Here is a 1,045-nt window from a genome sequence, read left to right as displayed (position 1 = left end):
GCATCAGTAAACGCCTTATCAACCAATGCTGGGTCATTCGGCATCAGTGCCTCATAGGCGATCAGACGCACTGCCCCGTCCTTATCATTCAAGGCTTTGCGCAAAACAGCTTCGGCCTCACCCCCGCCGATTGTGGCCAGCGTCCGCAAGGCACGGTGCCGCAAGCGCCGGTTCGAGGAGTGCGCGAACACACCAAGCGTCGGCACAGCAGGCTGGCCAATCCGGCCCAGAGCTTCACAGGCCACATCGCCCAGCTCCTGACCGTCTTCGTCCATCAGGGCCACAACAATAGGTTCAATCGCAGCGGCATCGCCCATCCGACCCAGCGCTCTGATCGCAGCAATCTGCGTGTCGAGCCAATCGTCCCATTCGTCCTGATGCAACTCGTCCTCGTCCCATGTGATGTCATCACCACGACCGGTGACCAGAGTGCGCAGATAGGGCATCGCAGCCTCGAACTTTAACTCTGCCAAGGCCATCACACAGGCCAGTTTCACGTCACCGCACGGGTCATGGATCAGGTTTTCCAACAATTGCGGCGCAGCCTCCTGTATGCCGAGCGCTCCCAGGGCCTGAGCGGCGTCCTGGCGCACATCTTCATCGTCGTCCAACAGAGCCTCAACCAAGGCCGGGCTGTTGCTTGCACCAATCTTGGCCAATGCCTGAACCGCGCGCAGGCGGATCACGTCGTATTCGGATTTGGCATATTCGGAAAACAGGCCAGTGGCCTCATCGCGCAGGGCGGTATCAGAGTGCATGTTCATATCAAGCTGCCATGTTTTGCGGTTGGGAGAGGTTGGGTGAAAGTGGAAGACAGGTTTCCCAACCGAAGCCTGTCTTCCCTGTGAACCGGAAGGAACCGGTCCGCGACCCCTTCTGCAGTGGGGCCAAACCAAAGGGCGGCATGGCGGTCGCCCCCTGATATGTCGTGATCAGGCGATGTCGCGCGGCGCGAAGGACATCGTACGGAACGAGGTCTTGTAAGGGCTCGGCCCCAGTTTGCGCAGCTTGGCAACGCCCATTTTGTAGTTGTAGTTGCCGCTGA

General features: G+C 59.4%; 1 protein-coding gene. It reads right to left on the bottom strand.

The annotated features are described in order from the left end of the window. On the bottom strand, positions 1-764 hold a 764-nt coding region (locus ACR0I7_RS20060), incomplete at its 3' end, for a HEAT repeat domain-containing protein (protein WP_480514141.1). Positions 765-1,045: the final 281 nt, after the last annotated feature.

The organism is Ruegeria sp. AM1, from assembly GCF_056540745.1.
This window is presented reverse-complemented; position numbering and strand designations above follow the sequence as displayed.